The organism is Streptomyces sp. NPDC036822 (genome assembly GCF_055609145.1).
On the sequence record NZ_JBVJPY010000001.1, the window covers coordinates 478932 to 503944 of the forward strand.

Below are 25013 nucleotides of genomic sequence, written 5' to 3' on the forward strand. Positions count from 1 at the left end.
AGGCTTCCGGGGCGCGGGTCAGCCGCCGTAGAACAGCTCCTCGACCACGGCCCTGGCCCGGCGGGTGATCCGGCGGTAGTCGTCGACCATCTCGCCGATGCGACCGGGGCCGTATCCGAGGTAGCGCCCCACCGCCGCCAGCTCGCGGCCGTCGGAGGGGAAGGTGTCCCCCGGCCTGCCGCGGACCAGCATCACGGCGTTGCGGACGCGGGTCGCCAGGACCCAGGCCTCGTCCAGGATCCGCGCCTCGTCCGTCGGGATCAGCCCCGCCGCCCGCGCGGCGGCCAGCGCCTCACGGGTACGGGTCGTGCGCAGACCGGGTTCGGCCCAGCCGTGGCGCATCTGGAGCAGCTGGACCGTCCACTCGACATCGCTCAGCCCGCCCCGGCCCAGCTTCGCGTGGAGCGTCGGATCGGCGCCGCGCGGCATGCGCTCGGTCTCCATCCGGGCCTTGAGGCGGCGGATCTCGCGGACCGCGTCCTCGCCGAGGCCCTCCGCCGGATAGCGCAGGGGGTCGACCAGCTCGATGAACCGCTTGCCCAGCTCCACGTCCCCCGCCATGGGCTCGGCGCGCAGCAGGGCCTGGCTCTCCCAGACCAGCGACCAGCGACGGTAGTACGCCTCGTACGACTTCAGCGTGCGGGCCAGGGGGCCGCTCTTGCCCTCTGGCCGCAGGTCCGCGTCGATCAGCAACGGCGGATCGGCGGTGGGGACCTGCAGGAGCCTGCGGATCTCGGTGACGACCCGGTTCGCGGCCCGGGCCGCCTCGTGCTCGGGTACGCCCTCGCGCGGCTCGTGCACGAACAGGACGTCGGCGTCGGAGCCGTATCCCACTTCGTGCCCGCCGAACCGGCCCATGCCGATGACCGCGAAACGGGTCGGCAACCGGTCTCCCCACTCGGCGCGCACGGCGGCCCGCAAGGCGCCGGCGATCGTGGCGGCGTTCAGGTCGGTCACCGCCTGGCCGACCCGGTCGACCAGCGCCGGGTCCGGCTCACGCGGGCTGTCCTCCGTCCCGTACGAGCCGATGAGGTCGGCCGCCGCCGTACGGAACAGCTCTCGGCGGCGTACGCCACGGGCCGCCGCGACCCCCTGCTCGGCGCCGTCGGCGCGGCCCACCGCCGCCAGGACCTCCTGCTCCAGGTGGTCGCGGCCGCGCGGCTTCAGCCCCTCCGGATCGCCGAGGATCGCCACCGCCTCCGGCGCCCGCAGCAGCAGGTCGGGGGCGAGGCGTCCGGCGGAGAGCACCCGGGCGAGGTTCTCCGCCGCCGCGCCCTCGTCCCTCAGCAGCCGGAGGTACCAGGGCGTCTTGCCGAGCGCGTCGGACACCTTGCGGAAGCCGAGCAGTCCGGCGTCGGGGTCGGCGGAGTCCGCGAACCAGCCGAGCAGGACCGGCAGGAGCGTCCGCTGGATCGCGGCCTTGCGCGTGACGCCGGAGGCGAGCGCCTCCAGGTGCCGCAGGGCCGCGACCGGGTCGGCGTACCCCAGCGCCTCCAGACGCTGGCCGGCGGCCTTCGGGCTGAGCCGGGTCTCGCCGGGGGTGAGCTGGGCGACGGCGTCGAGCAGCGGCCGGTAGAAGATCTTCTCGTGCAGCCGGCGGACGACGGCGGCGTGCCGCTTCCACTCCCGGTTGAGCTCCGCGACCGGGTCGGTGCGAAGCCCGAGCGAGCGGCCCAGGCGCCGCAGGTCCGCGTCGTCCTCGGGGACGAGGTGCGTGCGGCGCAGCCGGTAGAGCTGGATGCGGTGCTCCATGGCGCGCAGGAAGCGGTACGCCTCGTCGAGCTGGGCCGCGTCCGCGCGGCCGACGTACCCGCCGGCGGCGAGCGCCTTCAGGGCGTCCAGGGTGGAGCCGCTGTGCAGGGTGGCGTCGCTGCGGCCGTGCACCAGCTGCAGGAGCTGGACGGCGAACTCGACGTCGCGCAGGCCACCGGGGCCGAGCTTCAGCTCGCGCTCGACATGGGCGACGGGGATGTTGTCGACGACCCTGCGGCGCATCTTCTGCACGTCGGGGACGAAGTTCTCGCGTTCGGCGGCCTGCCAGACCAGGGGTGCGACGGCGTCGATGTAGTCGGCGCCCAGCTGGAGGTCGCCCGCCACGGGGCGGGCCTTCAGCAGCGCCTGGAACTCCCAGGTCTTGGCCCAGCGCTGGTAGTAGGCCAGATGGGAGGAGAGGGTGCGGACCAGGGGGCCGTTGCGCCCTTCCGGCCGAAGGTTGGCGTCCACCGGCCAGATGGTGCCCTCGACGGTCGTCTCGGAGCAGATCCGCATGAGGTGGGAGGCGAGCCGGGTGGCCGCCTGCACCGCCTTGCCCTCCTCCGCGCCGGACGCGCCCTCGACCGGCTCCCCGACGAAGATCACGTCGACGTCGGAGACGTAGTTGAGCTCGTGACCGCCGCACTTGCCCATCGCGATGACGGCCAGCCGGCAGAGGGCCGCGTCCTCGGGGGCGGCGGCCCGGGCGAGGGCGAGGGCGGCGCGCAGGGTCGCGGTGGCGAGGTCGGCCAGCTCGGCGGCGGTCTGGGCGACGTCGGCGGTGCCGCAGACGTCGCGGGCGGCGATGGCGAGGAGGCAGCGGCGGTAGGAGACGCGCAGGGCGACCGGGTCGCCGGCGTCGGCCAGGCAGCGCTCGAACTCGGCGACGCCGGGGTTCAGATCGGCCGCCTCGTACGTGACGAGGGCCTTCCAGTCGCGGGGGTGGCGGGCCAGGTGGTCGCCGAGCGCCTCGGACGCGCCGAGCACGCCGAGGAGCCGGTCGCGGAACGGTTTGGCGGAGAGCAGCGTGGAGGTGAGGGTCTGGCGCTCCTCCTCGGGCTGGGCCTCGACCAGCCGGACCAGGCCGCGCAGGGCCAGGTCGGGGTCGGCCGTGGCCCCGAGGGCGTCGAGGAGCACGGAGTCGCCGCGCACGGCGGCCAGTTCGGGGACGTCGAGCAGACGCTCGGCGCCGGACGGATCGGTGAACCCGTGCCGCAGCAGCCGCGTGAAGATACTGCTCCTGCGTCCCGGCACCGTCATTCCGCCGCTCCCTCCACCGTCCACGGATTCGAGCCTATCCGCAGCGGGGTTCGGGGTCGCCCCGGGCACGGGCGGGCGAGGGGCCGCCGGGCTGCGGGGGCCCTCGGCCGGGGGCTCGGCCCAAGGCTCCGGTCCCGCGGGATCTCTGCCCGGCGGGGGTTCTCGGCCCGGCGCCTCTCGACTGGGGCCCGGCCCGGGAGACCGGTTTCCGTGCTGCCGGCGCTGTGCGCGCGAGGGCCGGTCACGCCCCCGGCCCACGCCCTTTGTCGACACGTGCGGGACCCGTTGGGCGATTCGACGTGCGGGAGGGCCCGTCCGTGGGCCACGGTGGACCCGCCCCGGTCCTCGCCGCCGCGCCCGTACGGCCTGCGGCTGTGCCCGGGGCGGGCCGTTCGGCCACACCCGCTGGTGTTTCTGAGGAGACTCTCCATGAACTGGACGCTCGAAGTCGTCCCCGTGCCCGTGACCGACATGGACCGGGCGAAGGAGTTCTACGGCGACAAGTGCGGTTTCAAGATCGATCTCGACGACGAGGTCGCGCCGGGGATGCGGATCATCCAGGCGACCCCGCCCGGCTCGCGCTGTTCCATCGCGATGCTCAGTGGTATGCCGACGATGCCGGGTACCCGGCAGATGGCCCCGGGCTCGCTGCACGGCCTCCAGCTCTGCGTGACCGACATCGAGGCGGCCCGCGAGGAGCTGGTCGGCCGTGGCGTCGAGGTCACCCCCATCCGCCATGTCGGCGAGAGGGGCTGGGAGGACGGCAAGGGCGAGACGTGGAACTCGTTCATGTCGTTCGAGGACCCGGACGGCAACGGCTGGGTGGTGCAGGAGGCGCCGTCGGACCTGTCGGAGCGCTGAGGCGGCCGAGGAGTGGGCCGGGGGTGGCGGGACGCGTCAGGCGGTGAACTCCACCCGGTGGAAACGCAACCGCTCGTCCTCCCCCACGCACGTCATCCCGACCGCCTCCATCACCCGCTGAGAGGCCACGTTCCCGAGGTCGGCGTCGCCCTTCACCCCGGCGGCGCCCGCCTCGCGGGCGAGGTCCAGCACGGCCCGCAGCGCCTCGCGGGCGTACCCGCGGCCCCGTGCGCCCGGCACAAGGCCGTACCCGACGGTCACGAACCGCCGCTCGTCCGGCGGCCCGTGGAACCCGATGCCGCCGACGGTGACCCCGTCGTCCCCGCGCCGTATCTCGTACGCCCGGAACACCCCCGGATCCCCGCTCTCGGCGTGGCCGCGCAGGAACCGGCCGACCCCGGCGACGTCCCCGTCGCCCGGATAGCCCTCGGCCCAACGGTCCCCGGGACCCGGCTCCCGGGCCACGACGCGCTCGCCCTCCTCGACGGTGAGGGGGTGCAGCAGGAGCCGCTCGGTGGTGAGCGGCGCGGGGGTCTTCACGATCTTCATGCGCGCAGTGTTCGGCGCCCGCCCGGCGCCGTCAACGGAGTTTCCGGCGTCCGGCTGCCGGCGTGGCGCCGGTGGCGTGCTGCTGCCCGCCGCCGCTACGAGCCGGGGGCCCGGTATCCGACCCGACTCGCTGTCCGCAGGGCTTCGAGCGTCTCGTCGACGGTCAGGAGGACGGTCGTCTCGAACGAGCTGAGCGCGCCCCCTCCGCTGATCGCGAGCGCGACCCCGGCCATGGACACGTTGTCCGGCGCCTCCCAGAGGTTGTAGCCGTCGTACGTCCCGAAGGCGTACCAGAAGCCGTGGAGCTTCCCGCCGACGGACTCGATGTACGTCCGGGCGGCCGCGGCCCGGTCCTCGGGATGGCCGGTCAGCCTCGCCCAGGTCTCCGGGGTGTAGCTGAACCTCGACAGATAGAGCGGCATCACGCGTCCCTTTCGTTCCGACAAGGAATGCCCCGGCGAAGGCCCCGGGGAGCGCGATCCCGCCCGGGAGGTGGCCTCATGTCCCCCGAACGGCGGCCTCTCGGCGATCGGCGGGCGGCTCGGCGGCCTTCTCCGAAGCCGGCTCGACCTTCGTGTGGAGGATCTCCCGTGCCTGCTCCGCGGCGCGGGCGATGCTCTCCGAGACGAAGTCGAGGAAGCGGGCGATGTTCTCCAGGCGGGCGGCCGCCGGGCTGTCGGCGCCGAGGACGCCGACGCCCTGCCGTGCCGTCTCGACCAGCTCGGCGGTGGACCGGGCGCTCACCATCATCGACTGGTACCAGACGTCGTCGTCGACGATGTAGCGCTCGCGACGGCGCTCGTCGCGCTCCCGGCGGACGAGGTTCTGGCCTTCGAGGAACGCGATCGCCTTGGAGACGGACGCCGGGCTGACCTGGAGGCGCTGGACGAGTTCGGACGCGGTGAGGCTGCCGGTGTCGCTGGTGTAGAAGCAGGTCAGCACCCGGGACATCATCTTGGGCAGGCCCGATCCCATGAGGACGGTGGTGAACACCTCCTCGTACGCGCGCACGGCCTCGGCGTCGCGCCCGTCGGACCGCGGGGGCGTCCTGCGATCGCGCGTCGCGGTCTGGGCGCGGCGGTGGGCGCGGTGTTCGGTGGCGCGGTGGGCGAGGTCGGCGCGGTAGGCGGCGGGGCCGCCGTTGCGCGTCACCTCGCGGGTGATCGTCGAGGTGGGGCGGTCGAGGCGTCGGGCGATCTCGGCGTAGGCGAGGCCGTCGGCAAGCCCGAGAGCGATCTGCTGACGTTCCTGCTGAGTGAGTCTGCCTCCCGGCATCGCGGTCCCCTCTGCGGTCGTTGCTGCTGCCTGATGTCTCCACCATAGCGTTCACCGTCATTCCATTGCAATGAGAGAGGGGAAGGTCGTTGCGTTATCCTCGAAACCATTGCAATGAAATGCCACCTTCCACCTGCGGCTACTGCATTTACAGGCAACGACATTGTTGCCACTTCCCTGAACGCAACGTAGCGTTTCTCTCATCGGAAACGACGCTTCGGGCGACGGAGCGCACGATGCCTCAAGGAGAGCACCATGCAGAAGTTCGACACCCCCGCCCCGGTCTCGGCCGTCCTCGACATTCCCGCGGGCCGTATCCGGCTCATCGCCGCCGACCGGTCCGACACCACGGTGGAGGTCCTGCCGGCGGACGCCTCGAAGAGCCGCGACGTGAAGGCGGCCTCGCGCACCGAGGTCACCTACGCCGACGGCGTGCTGCGCGTCGCGGTCCCCGAGGCCGCCCCCCGGATCCTGGGCGCCGCGGGATCCGTCGAGGTCACCGTCCAGCTGCCGGCCGGCTCCCGTGTCGAGGCGAAGGCCGCCGCCGCCGAACTGCGGGGCGTGGGACGGCTCGGCGACGTCTCCTTCGACACCGCGCAGGGCACGGTCAAGCTCGACGAGAGCGCGGCCACCCACCTCACCCTCCTCGCCGGAGACCTCCGCATCGGCCGCCTGGCCGGACCCGCCCGGATCACCACCCAGCAGGGCGACATCCACGTCACCGAAGCCCTGCGCGGCACCCTCACCGTCCGCACCGAGAAGGGCGACATCACCATCGGCGCGGCCCGCGGCGTCTCCGCCTCCCTGGACGCCGGCACCACCTACGGCCGCATCCACAACACCCTGAACAACACCGAAGGCTCCGCCGCCGACCTCGCCATCCACGCCACCACCGCCTACGGCGACATCACCGCCCGCAGCCTCTGACCGACAGCCCGGAGAAGGAGCACTCCTCATGACCTTCTGGTCGAAGTCGGTCGTCCACCGCGACCCGCGGTAGCGGCGATGGGCACGCGGGGCACCTCCCGCGACGCGCGACGGCCCACCAGGGGCCCGCGGCGCGTGAGACGGATCAGGGCCGGCGGCTGAATGCCGTCGGCCCTGATCGTCGTGAGGGGCTGTACCCGCTCCGACCTGCGGTTACAGCACCGGAAGGTTCTTCCGCAGCTCGAAGGCGGTGACCTCGGAGCGGTACTCCTCCCACTCCTGCTTCTTGTTGCGCAGGAAGTAAGGCCCCACTAGCGCAAACAGGAACGATCGGGGACGCTGCACGTGAGAACACGTATCCGTCGGTGGCCAACGGTGGGTATCAGCGGCCCACGGTGGCCCTCGGACGGCCCACAGACGGCCCAGCACTGGGCAGCCTCAGGCCCACCAGGCTGTTATGCAATGCCCGTGTGGGCGCGGCTGGATCCTAGCGTCGAGACTCCGATGGGGCTGCGCTACAGCGCCCGGGCCGATTACTCAAGAAGTCCGAAACGCTCGCGCACGCGATCGTCCAGCTTTCCTCCTTCCAGGTCGCTAAGCGCGGCTGCGTACCCGGCCAGGGCCGCCTCGTGTACGAGCTCGTGCACTTCGACCGGGATCATCGCGTAGACGCCCGAGCAGATGTTCTCGGCTGCGTCGTGGGCTGGGCGATAGTGGGGATCACGGATGTTGCCGCCCAGATGACGGACAAGCTCGTGTATGTCTTTCTGCAGGTCGTCGGCCATGTTGAGCCAACTACCCTTCCCTGCTGAGCGACAACCTCACCGCCAGCCGTGCACGGGTCAGCTCTCGTCCCGTCCACAGATACGGCACTCAAGGCCCGCTTGCGACGGCATCATGGGCGTCATGGATGCGGGGATAGCCGCCGTGCTGGGCGCGGGAGTCGGAACATTGGGCATGATCGTGACTGGTTGGACTGCAAGGTCAGCAGCCAAGCTGCAGATGCGCAACGAGTCGCTGCGTGAGCGGAGGGAGCCACGAAAAGCCTCCTATGAGGCGTTTTCCTCGGCTGTTACGACGCTCCACGATCACCTACAACCCTGGGTGCACTTCGGGCGACTCCTCGACCAGTCGAGGACCTCTGTTGATGGGATCACGGAGGCTGTGGCATTCCTGAAGCACAGCGAGTTTAAGGATGGATATGTCGATCAGGCCCTTGCGCTCGCTGACGAGGTTAGCCGCTACGGTCGGCATGTTGTCCTGGACGGACCGGCAGAACTCGAACCATTCGTAGCAAAGGTGGCGGGATTGTCGAGTGACCTCGTAGCCCCGTTTCGAATCCTGCTGAGCTTCGCTCGCCTCTCCGACGGGGTACGCGACTCAACCGTTGCTTACGACACTTCGCAGTTCCCCGAAAAACTTAAGCAGTTGGACCATGGGGTGCGGGAGTTCCTTCAACATGCGAGTTCGGCGTTGGACCGTGACATCGCCAGGTGATCGAGCAGTCGACGGGATTCCCGTGACTCCAGTCAAGCATCGACGACCGTGTAATGGAGCGCTGCTTTGTAAGCCTGGCGCCGAGCACACAGGGGTCTTGGCTGGTCAACGGGCGTACAACGGCACTGCGCGCCCTACGCTCGTCTCCGCCGAAGCGAACCCCGTTTGACCGTGGCTGACTGAGCTTCTTCAGAACGGCTCCGATCGGGTGACGGCTGCGTCTCGCGACGTCGACTGCTGTCGCAGCTCAGAAGCCAGTCAACCGAGAAGAGCCGTCCACCCCCTGGTGTGACCGCTGAAGAAGCTCACTGCTCGATCTGGCACGGATCTGGCACGAGCCCTACACCCGGCACTTGATCGAACCCACCGCGCACGGCCAACCGCCGAGGGCTCGTCCACTTTTCTGAGACCGCCTTCGATCACCTCGCGTGCTCACCTGATGATGTCAGTTGCTGGTCACCACCACGACCACTTCCTCTTCCGAAGCTCGTGCTTCTTCGCTTCGGCTTCCTTCTTCTTACTGGCCGCCAGTGCACGAGCTGTCCACGCTCCTTGATGCTCCCAGCACTGACCGCTGCCCAGGTCGGCCGGCCGCCTACACCGGCCTCCCTTCTTCTTCGGAGCCCCGCACTTCGGCTGGGTCACGCTCTCTCCTCTCCCCGCCACGAACCTGCATGGACCTGGCAGCATCCAGGCGACACCGCAACCCGGGAAGGCGCACACGGGTGCGCAGTGAGGCACACGGCTCCAGAGACCCGCTGCGCCTGAGCCGTCTGAGCCGGTCAGGGGCCTACCGTCGAGTGGCGACGCCTTGTCGGTCCACGAAGAGACCGCAACGCAGGAAGCCCGTGTTTGGGCTACGCCTCGCTCGCTGACGCCCTACGCCGTAGCCCGCCGAGCCTGCAGGCGACCCCGGGCCCGCGACTACCGGCGGACACCTGCTGCCTTGATTCTGAGGCACTCCTGCGGCAATCCAACGGCGGGAGCGCCCTGCCGTCGTACAGAATTGCTGGCGTGGGTGATCTAAGTGGAAGCGTCTACATCCGACCCATCCGTCTGGCGATGGCGTTGGCTCCAACGCCCGTAAGCCTGCTACGAGCGGTCGAAGCGGCAACGTCAACGTGGGGTGGGGTACACCATGTCTTGCTGACACCAGGAGGCTCAGAGGGCATTGACCTGGCCCGCGCAGCTGGCGTCGATGTCGTCCATGCTCTGGATGACACGCCTGAATGCCAAAGGCTCGCGGACACACCGGGCTTCCAGTGGCAGGGAGCGGGGAACTGGGGGCCCCTTGGGGACCCCAGCACCGGCGTCAGCAAGAGGATCATGGGTCCTGAGGCCTCCATGGCTCAAGGCGCCCTGAATCGATTTCACCCCAAGTGGGAGCCAGACGATCCACTCGCTCTCATGTTCGCCGTCTGGTTCGGACAATATGGCGCTTCCCGTTACGAGCAGCACCTAGCGGAGCGATTTTACGACGGCGCCCACCCCCTGAATATTTGTCCGCGTGATGAGCTACAACTACCGACTGGAGGATTGACGCCCCTCGCCGCAACGGCGATGGATGTCGAGTGCAGCACTCATGACGGGATGACGGGAATCGTGCCGCTCAGACCGGGTGAACCTCTCGATCTGGTCACATTTTGGAATATTCGCGCATGCGGCGGGCGTGTAATCCCTTGGCCGATTGGGTACGAGAATAGATTCATCGATTTGACGAAAACATGGCTGCGAGACGTCATGGAGATTCATGGCTCCGGAGGCGCAGCACGTCACACTCCCCAGGTTTGGAGCAGCAGCACCGCTCCCGATGCTGACCTCGCCCCCGTCCCCGAAGATATCGCTGAAATTTACCGAACCGAAGGCATCGAACCTCCACAGAGCCTCTCTATCTGGAGCCGAGAGACCATGTGGAGAAGAGTTCACCCTCTTTCAACTAGTTACTCGCGAACGTTCTCGGTGACTGTTGGCGAGGGTGAAATCGGCGCGAATCTGCCGATGCCATCTTGGCAACCTCAAGCTTATGGCGACGACAGGTTTCCAACCCGGCTAGTGGCCGCACAGGTTGAAATCCTAGAGGAATCCGGTTTCCCGCCTGAGGCGACCTTCTGCGTGCCGAACTCGCGGCCGCTCGCCCCTCTACTTGCAACCCTCGGTGGAAACTGGCCCGAGCCGTTCCATCGCCCCACGCACAATGGCCGCGTCGTTGGTGTCGGCTGGGATTCTGAACACATCAGGGTGAATTGGGTTCCCACCTTTGATGTTTTCAGGACATTGCTGGAAGGGGATGGCTGGTCATGCGGACGGAGCGAAAGCGGCCGTTTCACTACCAGGATCATCGAACTTTTGGGCGGCACCAATTCAACCGCAGGAAATCAGCCCGCTATTAGATGGGTGCTCGATGAAGCTGCACGATCGCCGCACGGCCATCCGATTTCGCGACTGATTGAAACGGCGCGCAGAAATCAGGGCACGTGGGCGGCGAGATCCTTCGATTCCAACTACCCTAAGAATGCCGTCTATTATCTCCTTTCTAAGAAACTGCTCCGGCCGTTGCTCCCGGTTCGATGCCCCGCTTGTGCAACGACATCTCACCTCCCCCCCGAAGAACTGACTACTGAAGTCAAATGTGACATGTGTGAACGCACCTCTCCCCTCGGCTGGATACTCGGGTTGTCGGGAAAGAATGCAGACTGGCATTATCGGCCCGCTTCTGCGCTGACAGCGAGCCGACTTGCTGAAACCATGCCAATTATGGCTTCCTTGAACGTGCTTCGTAACGTACTCTCCGGCTTCACGGGAAGCACGGGCGCCCAGTTGGGTCTTACGGTTTCAGAGGGAAAGTCGTGGGCATGCGAAATCGACGTAGCGCTTTTCGCCTCTGAACGCGGAGCACCCTTGGTAATTATCGGAGAAGTAAAAAGCTACCGCGATTCAATTACTCCAACAGACCTAAGGAACCTCGCCAAGGTGCAGCAGCGCCTGCGCTCAAGAGGTATCGAATGCCTTGTTCTTGTGGCCACGCTACGGAAGCAATTCGAGGCAGATGAACTAGAGGCGCTACGCTCCTTTGCCGAAAAATCCCCACCGGACAGCGTCTTCAACTTCGGCCAAGTGCGTCCAGTTCTTCCGATTGCCCTCACAAGCGAATCTCTTTCAACTCCCCCTTTCAGTGAAGGCCATCCAACACACTGGGATCGCCCCACTCTCGAAGTGCTGGGGTTGGCGCAAGCGTCATGCGAGCGAAATCTCGGACTCAGCCGGGTCGAAATCGATTGGACGCCTCAAGAAACCGGCTGGACTTTCTCTTGGGAGTCGGACGCATAAGGCTGGGCACCCCACCTTCGCATCCCAAACTCCCATCCCGTTTGCCGTCGGCCCACACTTATGTCTGCTCGGCTCTGCCTGGGTCGACGGCGGACGGGATGGGAGTTCCCAACCGCCACACCCCACCGGCCGGCACCCGCGTACGGTGCCCCCGCCATCCCGGAGCCTGAGGCCCCCGCCGGAGGCATGTCGGTGACCTTGAGAATCAGCGGCCGTCGGGGCTCGACTCATGCCCTTGGGGCCTTATCCCGTCTTGCAGGGGCGGGCGTCGGCGCAGCGGGGGCGGAGCGGGCCGAGGGCAGGAGCGGCGCCCCGAGCGGAGCTGGGAAAGCCCGCCCGGCGGAGCGGAGCGCAGCCGGGTGCCTTGATGAGGTAGAGGGAACTCGAACGCGTTAGGGGCGTGCGGCTTCCAGAGCCGCAATCACGGTTGCAGGGTCCCCGTCGTACAGCAGGTGTGGTTCGTCTGCCTGAGGGGGGATGAATCGGGTTCGGTAGCGCTGGAGGTCGCTCTCGGAGAAGTAGATCGCGTTCGGATCATTCGCGTGGAACTCGTTGCGCATGCTGATCCGTGCCCACAACTCGTCGTGGCTGGCCGGGAGATAGACGAGGACGGGAGTCGCGCCGGCATCGTTGGCGATCGCTCGCCACCTCTCTCGGTCCTCCGGAGTCCAGAAGCCGTGGTCCACGACGACATCCCGCCCGGCCTTGAGCTGTTCCCTGAGATCGGCCGCCACGTCCTCTAGGACCGGCCGCTCAAGGGTCGGGAAGAGGCCCCGGGGGAAGTCGACCCCGTAGACGCCGTGCCGGCGGAACATCTCTTCGTCAGGACACAGGCGCGCGAAGCCGCGGGCAGTGAGAGCGCGAGACAGGGTGGTCTTGCCAGAGCCGGGGAGTCCGGCCATCAGGACGCAGAACGGCGGGTGCTGGGGCATGGGCCTTGTCAGAGTCCGGGAGATGGCGTCCATCTCCGCTTCAACTTCGGGCGTGCTTGCGCCTGCTCGGCGGACCGCGAGCAGGGCCCCTAGGCGGTCTTCGAGCATGTTCGCGAGCGTGTCATCTACGACCGTCACGGGGTGACCTCCGATTCCGTGCGCCATGTCCGGCCAGGCCCCCCAAGGTCTACCCCGTACTCCACGATGTTGCCCTCGCTGTCGACGAACTTGGCGGTCATCACGACCACTGGCTCCATCGGCAGGTTGCCGGCGTCCAGCTCCAGGAGCTGCGCGTAGTCGGGCGTCAGCAGGGAGGCTGATGCCGTGTCGATGCGGTGGCTGATCGGGTTTCCGGTTGCCTGGGCGATGAGCTGGAGCGAGGTTCCCCCCGCCAGGCGCTCGCTCTCTGCCAACTGAGGGATCAGCTTGCCGTAGCGGGCGGGGATCCAGGACGTGCTGTGCGCGACGATTCCGTGCCGATCCCTGTACACGCGGCTACGGCGTACGACGTCGGAGCCAGGCTCGATGTCCAGGGCTTGCGCCACGTCGGCGGGTGCGGGCACTACGGCTGCCTGATGGGAGTCGGACCTCTCGCCGTCCCCCCAGCTAGAACCGGTCCGGCGACCGCGGTCCTGCCGTTGGGATCCGGAGGACATCGGCGACGGCGGGTCCAGGACCTCGGTGCCGATGCCGTGGATGCCGCGAATCAATCCCTCGTTCCGCAGCTTGCGCAGTGCCTTCTCGGCCGTCGCGGTGCTCACCCCCCACTCTTCCGAGAGGTTCTTGATGCTCGGCAGGAGCGTGCCCGGCTGAAGCTGACCCGACGTAATCAGCTCCGTGTAGTGGGCCGCGATCCTTGCGTACGGCGCCCGATTGTCGGCCTGACCTGCCATGTCGCACGCTCCCTTTCGCCACTTCCCTGAGGTTCCCTAGCTTACTGCTTGACACCACAGGGAACCCTAGGGAACCTTAGGGATGTGCCCGCCGATCGGTCCAGCCGGTTGGTGGGTGCAGGACCTCAGTGCGCCCGATACGCAGGGCTGTTCGAGGTCAAGGGGCCCGGGACAGAGCGGGCCGAGGGCGCCCCCGACCCTGGTCATTCGGGAGGGCTTAGACCGAAAGGTCACGTCTCCATACGCCTACAACGGGGTCATGCCGCGCTACCTAATACGGGCGCGATACCCCCGAAGGAGACACATTCCCCGCCCCGGCATTAGCCGCGAAGGGTGCCGGATCGAATCCGGCCCGGGGCACTGGCCGCCGCTTATGCGGTCAGCCGCACCGTCACGTGCGGCATTCCCTCTACGGCGTGAGCCCCCGGTGCGGGAACACCGGGGGCTCTGTTCGGGCCGTTCCTGAAAGAGAGGAACACACCCAATGAAGTTCATCGCTGCACTTCAGGCCGTTGTTACGGCCGTCCCGTTCGACGGTGAGCCGTCGGACGCGGAGCTGGACGCGATCGAGGGCGAGATGCCGCTGATTCTGGCGGAGGTCGACTTGCTCGACGCGCAGATCATGGCCATCGACCGGCCGGCCACCGAGCTGGACGCCCGGCGGATCCGCAGGGCCCGTAACCGGGTCATGGCGGCTCACCGGGACCTGACCAACCGCGCCGGCGTCGTCCAGTCGGGCGGTGCCGCATGAGCACCCAGCCCGACGTTCCGCTCACGTCTGAGGCGCGGGTGGAGGCGAATCTGACCGCGGCGCATGCGGAGGTGAAGGCGGAGATCGCCCGCACCGACACCAAGGCGTCGCTGCTCCTGGCGTTCGACGGCGCGGCCCTGGCCGCATGCTGGACGGCCGTCACCGGCCTGCGCCTGCCGACCGCGACGCTGATTGTGGCCGGTGTCGGGGTGGCGCTGCTGGTGGCCGCTGCCGGCGTGCTGCTCGCGGTGGTCCGGCCCCGGCTCGGCGGCCCCGCGCCGGTCGGCTTCCCTCGCTGGGCGACGCTGACGGCCGAGGAGATCCGGGCCGAGCTGCACGGCGATCACCGGCCGCAGGACATCGCGGCCCTGGCCCGGATCGCGGTGGCGAAGTTCGCCCGGCTGCAGAGGGCCGTGGACCTGACCCGCGCGGCCGGCGTCGTGTTCGCCCTCGCCGCCGTAATCGCCCTGGCGGCGCGGATCGGCGTTGCAGCATGAGCACGCAGACGCGGGAGCTGTCCAAAGCGCAGCGGATCGTGCTGGCGGCCGCGTTCGTACCGATGGTCGGCACGGGCGTGGCGGGCGGGATCGGGACGTTCTCCAACATCGAGGCCGCCTACGGGCGGGGCACGGCGGTGGGAGCGGTCGCGGCCGGCGAAGGAGCGACCGCAGTTCTGGCGATCGTGCTGCTCGGGCTGACGATGCTGGGGCAGTCCTCCCCGCGCGTCATCCGGGCAGGGCTATGGGCTCTGCCCGCTGCCGCGTCGGCCATGTCCGCCACCGCCGCCACCAGCCCCGGCGAGATGGTCATCTACGCCCTGACCCCGATGGGCATGACCGCCTCTGCCGAGGGCGCCGCGTTCCTGGCACGCAGGATCGTGGTCTACCGCGACGGCCGCGATGCCGAAGCCGAAGCACACGCAGCGGCGATCGTGCAGTCACTCGCCTACCACCAGGCCATGGCAGCCAACCACCCCGACGAGAAGGTCCGGCGCAAGTCGGAACTGGAGTCGTGGAAGCTCGCGAAGAAGGTCGGCACCGGCGACCTCTCGTTGGGGGATCGGCTGATCGACGTCCAGCGCGAGCGGGTCACCGCCGGCGCCGGCGCGGCCTGGCAGCCATGTTCGGAGCCACGATCGACGCCCCCAACATCGCGGACCGTTCGGCTCCGGTCGTGGAGCTAGAGGTCGACCGGTCCACCCGACCGATCGACCCCGCGAATGCGGAGGAATCTACCCAGTCCACAATAGAACGGTCTATCTCTGACCTGCAGGTTCCGGCCCTGGAGCCCGCTCCGGTCGACCCCGTCCCGGCCGAGGAGGAAGAGTCCACCCCGGCCGCTCCCGACCGCTCGACTGGTCGGGTCGTGGTCAATGCGGTTGCGGCCGCGCAGGCGCCCCGCCGCCGGGCGACCGGTCGGGTCCCTGCCGCCGCGAAGGCGACCCAGCCGCGCCGCACGAAAGACGAACTTCTCGCCGAGGCGCGACAGCTCACAGAGTCGTGGCCGGCCAACGACCTGACCGCCGACCGCATCCGGCGGGCGGTCCGCACCTCGCCGGAGAAGGGCCGGTGGCTGCGCGAGACCCTGCGCGCTGAGCGAGGCGGGGCCCCCTCCACCGCGCCCACCCGCGCCTAGCCGAACAAGGCGTCGGCGATTTCTTCCACCCAGTACCGCACCTGGTGCCGCCGGCGGCAGAACCGCTTCGGCCGTCGCCACCGGCGGCCGTCGAGCGGCCGGTGGCACTGCTTGCACTGCTTCACGCGCGTCTGTCGTTCCCCCATGGCCGCGACTCTAGCGGCCCCTCTGACCAGGGAGAACCCGTGAACAACCTTCCCGAGCCCGCGCCCGTGGTGCGGCTCCCCGACGGCACCTACGCCTACGCCGACCACCTGCCCGCCCCGATCCAGTCGGCCGGGCCGCAGGTGGTCCACCAGCACATTCACCAGGCCGCCCCGGACCGGACGGTCCAGCGGCTCGCTCTCGGCTCTGGGGTCGGTGCCGGCGCGGTCGCCGCCGGGGTCTACTTCGGCCCGCTGCTCGTCGGCGCGCTGACCGCGATCGCCGCGAACCTGGCCATCCTCGCGTTCCTCGCCGTCGCCCTCGCCTGGGGCGTCGTCACCGTCGTGAAGACCGTGGGCGGCACGGACGGCAAGGCCGCCGCCAAGAGCCTGCGCAGGGCCCGCCGCCGTCGCTGACGGCTGCCTGTCCGCCCCGGATACCCGGGGCGGGCGGGGAGCCGGACAGCCCGGCCCCGGAAGGGAACGTCCGCTGTGACCAGCAACGAGTACCGCGAACGCGCCGAAAAGCTCCTGGCCGCCCAGGTCTACCGCGACCAGTGGCCCGGGATCGTCGCGGAGGCCGCCGTGTGGGCCCAACTCGCCCTCGCCGCCGCTGTGACCGAGACCGCCGACCAGAAGAACGCGGAGGTGAAGTGATGGCCGATCACCCGAAGCTGACCGCCGGGGAGCACGCCCGGATCGCGTTGACCGTCGCCCGCATGGCCAAGCGCTCGATCGCTGGGGAGAACGTCCACCAGCGCGACCTGGAACGCAAGGTCGAGCGCGTCATCGACAAGGCGCGTAAGCGCGCCGAGAAGGACGCCAAGCGCAAGTAGCTGTGCCCCGGGGACGGCCGTCCCGGCCAAGGAAACCGCGCCGTCCCCGGGCCCTGCACGACCGCCCTTATCGAGCAGCAGCAGGAGACCAGCATGACCGAGAACGTCATACCTCTGTTCAAAGACCCGCAGACCGAACACCCCACTAGCGCGCCTGCCCCGGCCCTGGCCGTGGTGGAGCCGGTCAAGCCGGTGAGGGTGTGGAAGCGCACCGGCCGCGCCGTCGCCGCCACCGTGACGCATGAGCGCACCAAGGGCGTCGGTCGGGCCGTCGTCCGCCACGGCTCGTACGTGATCGGCGGCACCAGGATCGTCACGCGTCGGGCGTGGGACGGCCGGACCGGTGCCCGCTATGAGCGGCTGTTGCGTGCGGCCGAGGCGGCGGGGAACTACGAAGCTGCGGGCGACTGGGAGGAGCGTCTGCACCGGTTCCGCGAGCAGCGGCACAAGCGGCGCATGGATCTGCTGATGGCCCCGGAGAAGCTGGTGAAGGGCGCCGCCTACGGCGCCGGCGGCGGCATCGGCGCCCTGCTGGCGATCGGGGTCGCGCTGGCCATAGCCAACAAGGACATCACTGACGTCGTTACTCCGCTGATGGCCCTGGTGGAGCTGATCCGTCTGCTGGTCACCCTGGTCACGATCCTGTGGGGGCCGCTGGTCGCCGTCGGCCCGTGGCTCGCCCTCATGGGGGTGTGGGCGGTCGGCCGGCACCGGGAAGCTGCCCCGCAGTGGGCCCTTCCCGCGAACTCCCGCAGCGACGACGCTGGAGCGCCGATCACCCCGTCCATCGTCGTCACCGCCCTGCGGGACCTGGGTGTGGCTCCGCTGCGCAACGCCATCAAGGAGATGGGCGACGCCGGGGCGGCGATGCTCGGCCCGATCCGGATCGCCGGATGCGGCGTCGAGGTCGACGTCACCCTCCCGTCGGGGGTCTCGACGGCGGAGGTTCAGAGCCGCCGGCGCAAGCTCGCCGAGAACCTGGCCCGGCATGAGCACGAAGTGTTCATCACCATCCCGACCGCCGCCCGCACCGTCCGGCTGTGGATCGCCGACTCCGGCGCGCTGGACGAGCCGATCGGCCCGTCCCCGCTCACCACGGACGAGACGATGACCGCCGACTACACCAAGGGCAAGGCTCCGTGGGGTCAAGACCTGCGCGGCGACGCGGCCGCCCTGAGCCTGTATCAGCGCCACCTTCTGATCACCGGCCTGTCCAACCAAGGCAAGACCGCCGCCCTGCGCTCCCTCGCCCTCTGGCTCGCTCTGGACCGGTCGGTGGAGTTCCGGGTGGCGGACCTGAAGGGTGCCGGGGACTGGGCCATGTTCGACGGGCTCGCCACGGTCCTGATCCAGGGCCCGACCGACGAGCACGTCATCGACGCGACCGAGATGGTCGAAGGCGGGGTCACGGAGATGGAGCGCCGTCTCCAGGCCCCACCCGGCACGAAGTTCGACCCGCTGATCCTGCTGGTCGATGAGGCACAGGTGGCATTCATGTGCCCGGCCGTCGACGGCGACAGGCGCCCCTACGGCGGGTCCAAGGCTACGTCCCGGTACTTCATGGCCGCCCGGAAAATCCACAACCAGGGCCGGGCGGTGAACGTGCTCCTGTGGCAGGGCACGCAGGACCCGACCGACCAGAACCTTCCCAAGCTCGTCCGCGAAGGCGCCCACACCCGCGCCTCCCTCGCCCTGGGAACCGAGTCACAGGCCCGCATGGCGCTGGGCGACAAGGCCGTCGACGGCGGCGCCGCACCGAACCTCCTGCGCCCGGGCCTGGACAAGGGCACGGTCGTGGTCGCCTCGGACGGCATCACGATCCCGGCCGGACAGGCCTCCATCACCGTCCGCACCCACTACATCGACACGGACACCGCGACCGCCATCGCCCAGCGGGCGAAGGCGCTGCGGGACGGGGTCACCACCCTGCACGTCATCGACCAGGGCGAGGAGCGCGACGCCCTCGCCGATATCGCCACCGTCCTCGGCGACACCCCCCGGGTCCTGACGGCCGACGTCCTCAAGCGGCTGTCCGCGCTCAGCGAGAAGACCTACGGCACCTGGACGCCCGGCGACCTCAAGCGCGTCCTGGAGGACGCCGGCGCCGAGCCGTACAAGTCCGACGGCCGCATGGTCGTCGGCCGTGAACGCGTCACCCGCGCCCTCGCCAACCGCACCGATGGTTCCACTTCCGCCGAAGCATGACAGGGAACCGACCCCCGAAGCGGCAGGGAGGCAGGGAGAACTCCCTGAACCCCTCCCTGACCCGCCTCCCTGGCCCTGACCTGCACAAACAGTCGATCAGGGAGGCAGGGATGCGCCCCGCCACCACCTGCGGAAACCCCCTCCACAAGCCACCCGGCAGGGGGTGCACCCGCCTCCCTGGGCGACCGCAATCAGTGGTTCCGGTTGCCGTCGCCACAAACGCCGAGAGCGGCCCCACAAGTCCGCCAAGACCGGGCCGCTCTCGCCATCCAGCACCGTCTGCAGAACTGGAGACACCCAGCATGACCCATGCGACCTCGATCCGGCGAGATGCCCGGATCGGCCGACACCTCGGCGTCGCCCTGACGCTCGCCGCAGACGGACTGCCGGTCCTGCCGCTGCGGGCGGGGAAGGTGCCGTTCGGCAACTGCCGTGCCTGCGATGACCTTGCCTGCGGCGGCCGGCCGAACATGAAGACCCCCGGCCCCTGCGCCTGCCCCCGGCCGTGCCACGGGTGGGCCGCCGCCACGACCAACCCGCACGTCCTCACCTTCCCGGCGTGGAAGGCCGCGTGGCAGCACGCCGAGACCGTCGCCTACCACCCCGGCGGCGCCGGCGTCACTGTGGTCGACCTGGACGACGCCGACGCGATCGCGTGGGCCCGCGAGAGCCTGCCGCCGACCCGGACCGTGGCCACGACGCGGGGCGAGCACTGGATCTACCGGGGCACGATGCCCTCCGCCAATGGCGTGAGGCCGGGCGTGGACATCAAGTCGTCCATGTCCTACGCCCGGTGGCTCGGCCCCGGAAGCGGCACCCTGGCCCCCCTCCCAGCGGCCGTCCGCGCCCTGATCGTCAAGGCGCCTACCGCCGTCCGCCCGACGCGGTGCAGCGTGCCCGCGCCGGCCGGGAACGGGAAGTGCCCGCACCGGTCGCCCGTGTTCCTGGAGCGCGGTATCGCCATGGCGGAGCAGCGCATCACCGACGCCACCAGCGCGGTGCACACCACCGTCTACCGCACCTTCCTCGCGGTGCTGTCCGCGCACGGGCGATGCGGCTGTTTGACCGAGCCGCACATCGACCGGCTGTTCACCGCCGCTCAGGCCAAGGGCGAATCCGCCCGGCACTGCACGGACGCCTGGACCAATGCCCGCACCGCACTGGGGATGTGACCATGTCCGACGACGAGAAGACCCCGGCCCGCGAAGTCATCACCGACTACGCCCAAGCCCACTTCCGGTACTTCCGCACCGCCGACGGCACCGTCTACGCCCAGAAGAACGGACACCCCGTCGCCCGCCCGATCCGCTCCCAGGGCACCACCGGCAGCCACCGCCAAGAACTCATGGTCGGCCTGTTCAAGGACGGGCACGGCGTGTTCAACGGCACCGCGCTTAAGGAAGCCCTCGACCTCATCGAGGCCCTGGCGCTGACCGAGGACGTACAGCCGGTTCACATCCGCGTCGCCCCCGGATTCGACGGCGCAACCTGGCTCGACCTCGGCCGCAACGACGGACAGTCCGTCCGCATCCACCCCACGGGCTGGGACATCACCGTCCCCGCCCCGCGCGAGGTGTGCTGGCGGCGCACCCAGCTCACCGGGGAACTGCCCCTGCCTGCCAAGGACACCAACGGCAAAGGCATCGACCTGCTGATGCGGTTGTGCAACTTCGCCAATGCCGAGACCGAGTGCCTGGCCATCGCCTGGCTGATCGGCTGCCTCGGCCCGTCCGTGCCCGTCCCCGCCCCGTTCCTCACCGGCCCCCAGGGCGCGGGCAAGTCCACCGGCGGCCGGATGCTCGTGCGGATCATCGAGGGCATGAGTGGCGACCTGCGCCGCGCTCCGAAGGACGAGGAGAACCTGATCGCGGCCGTCGCCGCCGGATGGGTCACCGCCCTGGACAACCTCTCCCACATGACCCCCGACCTGTCCGACGCCATGTGCTGCATCGTCACCGGCGCCGAAAGCGTCAAGCGCGCCCTGTTCACCGACGGCGACGTCGTCCGCTCCCGCTACCGCCGCCCGATGCTGCTGACCGGCATCGACGTCGGCGTGATCCGCCCCGACCTCGCCGAACGCCTCCTGCCGCTGCGCCTGGAACGCCCCCGCGTGCGGCGCACCGAGGCGGAACTGTGGGCGGAGTACGACGAAGCCCTGCCCGTCATCCTGGGCTCGCTCCTCGACCTGACCGTCAAGGTCCGCGCCGCTCAGGCCGACATCCCGACCGACCTGCGCATGGCCGACTTCGCGCACCTGTGCGCGCAGCTCGACGCCGCGACCGGCCTTGGGGCGCTGGACGCCTACCGGGCCAGCCTGGACGACCTCAACGACGACGTCATCGAGGGCGACCTTCTGGCGCAGACCGTCCTCAAGCACGCCGCCGGCCTCGCTCCGGGCGCGGACGTTCGGATGACGTCCTCGGAGTGGCTGCACGCCCTCACCGCCCTTTACAGCGGCGAGGAATGCCGTCCCCTGCCCAAGGGGTGGCCCACCACCGGCAAGGTCCTCTCCGACCGACTGAAGCGTCTCCAGCCGACGCTCGCCGCCAGGGGCGTCCTGGTCGACTGGGGCCGCACCGCCACCGCCCGGTACGTCGAAATGACCCGCCGCGCCGCCCCGGCCCCGGAGCAGCCCAACCCGATGTTCTGACCCGCCCCGCCACACCGGCTCACGCACAAGCAAGAGGAGCACCCCCGCCCCCGGCCAGGGGTGCTCCTCTTGCTGTTCGGCGGCTCGCCGCCGCCCAACGGACTCGCCGCGAAGCGGCTCCCCTCTTCTCACCCTGAGGCCCGCACAACCACAGACACCACCCCTCTTCTTTTCCTAAGAAGGGAAGCGCTGCGTCACCCGCGTCACGACGGCCCCGCGTGTGGCTCGTGACCTGGGGCTACGGCGCTGACGCAGGAGCGAATCCGTGCGTCACTCCGCGTCCCCTGCGTCATGGCGTGACGCAGGCAGTGACACGGCCTATGACACACGAACCGGTTCCTGCGTCGAACGAAACCGCAGGTCAGACGCGCGAAAGACGCAGATGACGCGATGACGCAGAAATCCTCACCTCGGACAGAGGCAGCCGCCCGAGGCGGGAGAGCCGACGTCACTGCAATCCCCGGAGGGCCATCCAGTGTCGCCCACATCCGATCCACGCTCCGCGCTCCGCGGCGGTCTGCCGGACCGCTACCTCACCCCCGAGGACATCGCCGAGCTGTTCGGCGTCCCCATCGAGACCGTCTACCACTGGCGCAAGCAGCGCACCGGCCCACCCGGATTCCGCGTCGGCCGCCACGTCCGCTACGACCCCGCCGCCGTCCAGTCCTGGGTCGTTCAGCAGAGCGACCTCGACGCTGCCGCCTGATCCTCTCTCCTCGGCCCGTGGCGCTCCCACAGGAGCTCCACGGGCCTTCCCCGTAGCTGAAGGGACCGCAGCCACGCATGGCAGGCCACATCCAAGACCGCTGGTTCAAGACCGAGACCGGCTCCGACGGCAAGACGCGCCAGGTCAAGACCGACCGCTACGGCCTCGGGCTCCGCTACCGCGCCCGCTACATCGGCCCCGACGGCACCGAGAAGTCCAAGAGCTTCCCCGACAAGCAGAAGCGCCTCGCCACCCAGTGGCTCGCTCGCATCGAGGCGGACATGTCCCGGGGCCACTACATCGACCCCGCCGCCGGCCGGACCACGTTCCAGCAGTACGGCGAAAGGTGGCTCGCTTCTCAGACGACGGACCCGACAACGCGCACGGCCGTCAACGTGCAGCTTCGGCGCCACGCGTTCCCGTACCTCGGGACTCGGCCGCTCGACTCGTTCCGGCCCGAGCACATCCGTGACTGGCTCAAGGAGCTGGAGACGGCCCTGCCCGTGTCCTCGTACCGACGCGTCATCTTCGCCAGCGTCTCGGCGGTGCTCGCCGCGGCCGTGGACGACGAGCTGCTCGCCAAGAACCCGTGCACGTCACGCTCGGTCCGGCCGCCGGCGCCGGTACTGCCCCGGGTGAAACCGTGGACCCCGGATGTGCTGTTCGCGGTGCGCTCGGCGCTGCCCAGGCGATACCAGGCGATGGTCGACGTCGGCGGCGGGTGCGGGCTCAGGCAGGGGGAGATCTTCGGTCTTGCCGAGGAGCACGTCAGGTTTGACACCGGATGGCTTCACGTGGCGAATCAGGTGAAGGTGGTCAACGGTCACCTCGTATTCGGCCCGCCAAAGCGCGGAAAGGAGCGTGACGTGCCACTCCCCCGCCAGGTCGCCCGAGTTCTCCGCGAGCACGCCGAGGAATTCCCGCCTGTTGACGTCACCCTGCCGTGGGCAAGCCCCGAGGGGCCACTCGTCACGAAGCGGCTGTTCTTTTCGCTCACGGGTGGCGGCGCCGTTCGGCGGACCGACTTCAACACCCGGGTCTGGAAATGCGCGCTCGTCCAGGCCGGCGTCCTTCCCGAGCCCGAGGAGGGCGAGCGCCACCAGGCCGCCCGCGAGCACGGGATGCACGCCCTGAGGCACTTCTACGCCTCCGTCCTCCTGGACGCGGGGGAGAACATCAAGGCGCTGAGTACGTACCTGGGCCACAGTGACCCCGGCTTCACGCTCAGGGTCTACACGCACCTCATGCCGAGCAGCGAGGGGCGGACGCGCGGAGCCGTCGACGACATGTACGGGGCGCTCGGTTAGACGTCGGACGGCCCACAGACGGCCCAAGGCGTCTGAGACGACTCAGGGCCAGCGGCAGTCAGCCGCTGGCCCTGATCGTCGTTTCGGGGCTACACCCGCCCTGACCTGCTCTTACAGCACCGGAAGGTTCTTCCGCAGCTCGAAGGCGGTCACCTCGGAGCGGTACTCCTCCCACTCCTGCTTCTTGTTGCGCAGGAAGAAGTCGAAGACGTGCTCGCCCAGCGTCTCCGCCACCAGCTCGCTCTTCTCCATCAGTGCGATCGCCTCGCCCAGGTTCTGCGGCAGCGGCTCGATCCCCATCGCGCGGCGCTCGGCGTCCGAGAGGGCCCAGACGTCGTCGTCGGCGCCGGCCGGAAGTTCGTAACCCTCCTCGATGCCCTTGAGGCCCGCCGCGAGGAGGACCGCGTAGGTCAGGTAGGGGTTGGCGCCGGAGTCGATGGAGCGGACCTCGACGCGCGAGGAGCCCGTCTTGCCCGGCTTGTACATCGGGACGCGGATCAGGGCCGAGCGGTTGTTGTGACCCCAGCAGATGTAAGAGGGGGCCTCGCCGCCCGCGCCCGCGCTGCGGGCCGAACCGCCCCAGATGCGCTTGTAGGAGTTCACCCACTGGTTGGTGACCGCCGAGATCTCGGCGGCGTGGCGGAGCAGGCCCGCGATGAAGGAGCGGCCCACCTTGGAGAGCTGGTACTCCGCGCCCGACTCGTAGAACGCGTTGCGGTCGCCCTCGAAGAGCGAGAGGTGGGTGTGCATGCCCGAGCCCGGGTACTCCGAGAACGGCTTCGGCATGAACGTCGCCTGCACACCCTGCTCCAGCGCGACCTGCTTCATGACCAGGCGGAAGGTCATGATGTTGTCCGCCGTGGAGAGCGCGTCGGCGTAGCGCAGGTCGATCTCCTGCTGGCCCGGCGCACCCTCGTGGTGGGAGAACTCCACCGAGATGCCCATGGACTCCAGCATCGTGATCGCCTGGCGGCGGAAGTCCATCCCCACGTTCTGCGGGGTGTGGTCGAAGTAGCCGGAGTTGTCGGCCGGGGTCGGCTTCGAACCGTCCAGCGGCTTGTTCTTCAGCAGGAAGAACTCGATCTCGGGGTGGGTGTAGAAGGTGAAGCCCAGGTCCGAGGTCTTCGCCAGGATGCGCTTCAGGACGAAGCGCGGGTCCGCGAAGGACGGCGAACCGTCCGGCATCAGGATGTCGCAGAACATCCGGGCCGTGCCCGGGGCCTCAGCGCGCCAGGGCAGGATCTGGAAGGTGCTCGGATCCGGCTTGGCGATCATGTCCGATTCGTATACACGGGCGAAGCCCTCGATCGCCGAGCCGTCGAAGCCGATTCCCTCGTCGAAGGCCTGCTCGAGCTCGGCGGGTGCCACGGCCACCGACTTCAGGAAGCCCAGCACGTCGGTGAACCACAGCCGCACGAACCGGATGTCACGCTCCTCGAGCGTCCGGAGCACGAATTCCTGCTGCTTGTCCATTTCCACACCCATCTTTGCTGGTCAGGCCGCCTGT

Annotated in this window: 25 protein-coding genes and 1 pseudogene; 16 read left to right on the forward strand and 10 right to left on the reverse strand. The window is 69.3% G+C overall.

Annotated features, from left to right (window positions below; genetic code table 11):
- Window positions 1–18 precede the first annotated feature (18 nt).
- The gene (locus ACZ68P_RS02200; RefSeq protein ID WP_471001236.1) at window positions 19–3012 is read right to left on the reverse strand and encodes a bifunctional [glutamine synthetase] adenylyltransferase/[glutamine synthetase]-adenylyl-L-tyrosine phosphorylase; all 2994 of its coding nucleotides are present in this window, start codon (window positions 3010–3012) and stop codon (window positions 19–21) included.
- A 429-nt stretch (window positions 3013–3441) separates the two neighbouring features.
- Here ACZ68P_RS02200 and ACZ68P_RS02205 point away from each other — a divergent pair, with 429 nt between their 5' ends.
- Window positions 3442–3873 (forward strand): VOC family protein, encoded by a 432-nt coding sequence (locus ACZ68P_RS02205; RefSeq protein WP_471001239.1) that lies wholly within the window; start codon window positions 3442–3444, stop codon window positions 3871–3873.
- Window positions 3874–3909: 36 nt separating this feature from the next.
- Here ACZ68P_RS02205 and ACZ68P_RS02210 read toward each other — a convergent pair whose 3' ends face one another.
- The 3 genes from ACZ68P_RS02210 to ACZ68P_RS02220 all read right to left on the reverse strand — a co-directional run bounded on the left by ACZ68P_RS02210 (window position 3910) and on the right by ACZ68P_RS02220 (window position 5697).
- Window positions 3910–4422, reverse strand: coding sequence for a GNAT family N-acetyltransferase (locus ACZ68P_RS02210; protein ID WP_471001241.1), 513 nt, complete (start codon window positions 4420–4422; stop codon window positions 3910–3912).
- 95 nt (window positions 4423–4517) lie between these two features.
- Window positions 4518–4844, reverse strand: coding sequence for a GYD domain-containing protein (locus ACZ68P_RS02215; RefSeq protein ID WP_365722703.1), 327 nt, complete (start codon window positions 4842–4844; stop codon window positions 4518–4520).
- A 76-nt stretch (window positions 4845–4920) separates the two neighbouring features.
- Window positions 4921–5697, reverse strand: coding sequence for a helix-turn-helix domain-containing protein (locus ACZ68P_RS02220; RefSeq protein WP_471001244.1), 777 nt, complete (start codon window positions 5695–5697; stop codon window positions 4921–4923).
- A 255-nt stretch (window positions 5698–5952) separates the two neighbouring features.
- On the opposite strand from ACZ68P_RS02220, the gene ACZ68P_RS02225 reads away from it, so the two are divergent.
- Window positions 5953–6624 carry a DUF4097 family beta strand repeat-containing protein gene (locus tag ACZ68P_RS02225; protein ID WP_471001247.1) on the forward strand — a complete coding sequence of 224 codons (672 nt, stop codon included), beginning with the start codon at window positions 5953–5955 and terminating at the stop codon, window positions 6622–6624.
- A 213-nt stretch (window positions 6625–6837) separates the two neighbouring features.
- Here the strand turns inward: ACZ68P_RS02225 and ACZ68P_RS02230 are convergent.
- A pseudogene (locus ACZ68P_RS02230) lies at window positions 6838–6927 on the reverse strand (glutamine synthetase); the annotation flags it as partial.
- A 230-nt stretch (window positions 6928–7157) separates the two neighbouring features.
- Window positions 7158–7409 carry a hypothetical protein gene (locus tag ACZ68P_RS02235; protein ID WP_471001249.1) on the reverse strand — a complete coding sequence of 84 codons (252 nt, stop codon included), beginning with the start codon at window positions 7407–7409 and terminating at the stop codon, window positions 7158–7160.
- Window positions 7410–7530: 121 nt separating this feature from the next.
- On the opposite strand from ACZ68P_RS02235, the gene ACZ68P_RS02240 reads away from it, so the two are divergent.
- Window positions 7531–8121 (forward strand): hypothetical protein, encoded by a 591-nt coding sequence (locus ACZ68P_RS02240; RefSeq protein ID WP_471001252.1) that lies wholly within the window; start codon window positions 7531–7533, stop codon window positions 8119–8121.
- Window positions 8122–9528: 1407 nt separating this feature from the next.
- Window positions 9529–11448 (forward strand): hypothetical protein, encoded by a 1920-nt coding sequence (locus ACZ68P_RS02245; protein WP_471001254.1) that lies wholly within the window; start codon window positions 9529–9531, stop codon window positions 11446–11448.
- A 392-nt stretch (window positions 11449–11840) separates the two neighbouring features.
- Here the strand turns inward: ACZ68P_RS02245 and ACZ68P_RS02250 are convergent, their stop codons facing one another.
- On the reverse strand, window positions 11841–12518 hold the full coding sequence (locus ACZ68P_RS02250) for a P-loop nucleotide/nucleoside kinase family protein (protein WP_471001257.1): 678 nt from the start codon (window positions 12516–12518) through the stop codon (window positions 11841–11843).
- Complete coding sequence (locus ACZ68P_RS02255) at window positions 12515–13273, reverse strand: GntR family transcriptional regulator (protein ID WP_471001260.1); 759 nt, start codon at window positions 13271–13273, stop codon at window positions 12515–12517. Before ACZ68P_RS02255 ends, ACZ68P_RS02250 begins: the two co-directional genes overlap by 4 nt.
- Before the next feature lie 484 nt (window positions 13274–13757).
- Between ACZ68P_RS02255 and ACZ68P_RS02260 the strand changes: the two genes are divergently transcribed.
- The 4 genes from ACZ68P_RS02260 to ACZ68P_RS02275 all read left to right on the forward strand — a co-directional run bounded on the left by ACZ68P_RS02260 (window position 13758) and on the right by ACZ68P_RS02275 (window position 15659).
- Window positions 13758–14024 carry a DUF6284 family protein gene (locus ACZ68P_RS02260; protein ID WP_471001263.1) on the forward strand — a complete coding sequence of 89 codons (267 nt, stop codon included), beginning with the start codon at window positions 13758–13760 and terminating at the stop codon, window positions 14022–14024.
- On the forward strand, window positions 14021–14521 hold the full coding sequence (locus tag ACZ68P_RS02265; RefSeq protein WP_471001266.1) for a Pycsar system effector family protein: 501 nt from the start codon (window positions 14021–14023) through the stop codon (window positions 14519–14521). Before ACZ68P_RS02260 ends, ACZ68P_RS02265 begins: the two co-directional genes overlap by 4 nt.
- Complete coding sequence (locus ACZ68P_RS02270; protein WP_471001268.1) at window positions 14518–15207, forward strand: hypothetical protein; 690 nt, start codon at window positions 14518–14520, stop codon at window positions 15205–15207. Before ACZ68P_RS02265 ends, ACZ68P_RS02270 begins: the two co-directional genes overlap by 4 nt.
- Window positions 15208–15389: 182 nt before the next feature.
- The gene (locus ACZ68P_RS02275; protein WP_471001271.1) at window positions 15390–15659 is read left to right on the forward strand and encodes a hypothetical protein; all 270 of its coding nucleotides are present in this window, start codon (window positions 15390–15392) and stop codon (window positions 15657–15659) included.
- Here ACZ68P_RS02275 and ACZ68P_RS02280 read toward each other — a convergent pair.
- Window positions 15656–15805, reverse strand: a complete 150-nt coding sequence (locus tag ACZ68P_RS02280; protein WP_471001274.1) for a hypothetical protein — start codon at window positions 15803–15805, stop codon at window positions 15656–15658. The genes ACZ68P_RS02275 and ACZ68P_RS02280 overlap by 4 nt on opposite strands.
- A 39-nt stretch (window positions 15806–15844) precedes the next feature.
- Here ACZ68P_RS02280 and ACZ68P_RS02285 point away from each other — a divergent pair, with 39 nt between their 5' ends.
- The 8 genes from ACZ68P_RS02285 (at window position 15845) to ACZ68P_RS02320 (ending at window position 23506) form a co-directional block, all read left to right on the forward strand.
- A complete protein-coding gene (locus tag ACZ68P_RS02285; RefSeq protein ID WP_471001277.1) occupies window positions 15845–16219 on the forward strand; it encodes a DUF6251 family protein in 375 nt (124 codons plus the stop codon).
- Between the two features lie 75 nt (window positions 16220–16294).
- Window positions 16295–16459 (forward strand): hypothetical protein, encoded by a 165-nt coding sequence (locus ACZ68P_RS02290; protein ID WP_471001280.1) that lies wholly within the window; start codon window positions 16295–16297, stop codon window positions 16457–16459.
- Window positions 16459–16638 (forward strand): DUF6257 family protein, encoded by a 180-nt coding sequence (locus tag ACZ68P_RS02295; RefSeq protein WP_471001283.1) that lies wholly within the window; start codon window positions 16459–16461, stop codon window positions 16636–16638. The genes ACZ68P_RS02290 and ACZ68P_RS02295 overlap by 1 nt, the downstream gene beginning before the upstream one ends.
- A gap of 93 nt (window positions 16639–16731) precedes the next feature.
- Window positions 16732–18843 carry a P-loop NTPase family protein gene (locus tag ACZ68P_RS02300; RefSeq protein ID WP_471001287.1) on the forward strand — a complete coding sequence of 704 codons (2112 nt, stop codon included), beginning with the start codon at window positions 16732–16734 and terminating at the stop codon, window positions 18841–18843.
- Between the two features lie 302 nt (window positions 18844–19145).
- Window positions 19146–20015 carry a bifunctional DNA primase/polymerase gene (locus ACZ68P_RS02305; RefSeq protein WP_471001290.1) on the forward strand — a complete coding sequence of 290 codons (870 nt, stop codon included), beginning with the start codon at window positions 19146–19148 and terminating at the stop codon, window positions 20013–20015.
- 2 nt (window positions 20016–20017) lie between these two features.
- Window positions 20018–21493, forward strand: coding sequence for an ATP-binding protein (locus tag ACZ68P_RS02310; RefSeq protein ID WP_471001293.1), 1476 nt, complete (start codon window positions 20018–20020; stop codon window positions 21491–21493).
- 475 nt (window positions 21494–21968) lie between these two features.
- On the forward strand, window positions 21969–22199 hold the full coding sequence (locus ACZ68P_RS02315) for a helix-turn-helix transcriptional regulator (protein WP_471001296.1): 231 nt from the start codon (window positions 21969–21971) through the stop codon (window positions 22197–22199).
- Window positions 22200–22276: 77 nt separating this feature from the next.
- On the forward strand, window positions 22277–23506 hold the full coding sequence (locus tag ACZ68P_RS02320; RefSeq protein ID WP_471001299.1) for a tyrosine-type recombinase/integrase: 1230 nt from the start codon (window positions 22277–22279) through the stop codon (window positions 23504–23506).
- Window positions 23507–23617: 111 nt separating this feature from the next.
- Here ACZ68P_RS02320 and ACZ68P_RS02325 read toward each other — a convergent pair whose 3' ends face one another.
- Complete coding sequence (locus ACZ68P_RS02325) at window positions 23618–24979, reverse strand: glutamine synthetase family protein (RefSeq protein ID WP_471001302.1); 1362 nt, start codon at window positions 24977–24979, stop codon at window positions 23618–23620.
- Between the last annotated feature and the right edge of the window lie 34 nt (window positions 24980–25013).